Origin of the sequence: Chryseobacterium sp. SIMBA_029 (assembly GCF_046535275.1) — a bacterium.
Lineage (GTDB): Bacteria > Bacteroidota > Bacteroidia > Flavobacteriales > Weeksellaceae > Chryseobacterium.
This window is the reverse complement of sequence record NZ_JAWRXA010000302.1, coordinates 1-273: the sequence shown is the minus strand read 5'-3', so window position 1 is coordinate 273 and position 273 is coordinate 1. Positions and strand designations below refer to the sequence as shown.

The following is a 273-nucleotide window of genomic DNA, read 5'->3' as shown; positions in this document are numbered from 1 at the left end:
CTACAGCACACGTATTAGAGGATGATATTCCGCAGGAAGTCAAAGAAGCAAGAGTAGAGGAAATCATGGAATTGCAGTCTCAAATTTCTTGGGAAAAGAACCAGGAAAAAGTAGGTAAAACATTCAGATGTGTCTTTGATCGTAAGGAAGGAAATTATTTTATCGGAAGAACAGAGTATGATTCTCCAGATGTAGATAACACAGTTTTAGTATCAGCTGAAGATACCTATATCTCTATTGGAGAGTTTGCGGATGTTAAGATTACTTCAGCAG

1 pseudogene is annotated in these 273 nt (G+C 37.4%); it reads left to right on the top strand.

Annotated features, from left to right (window positions below):
* Positions 1-273: pseudogene (locus SB679_RS24215) on the top strand (30S ribosomal protein S12 methylthiotransferase RimO); the annotation flags it as partial.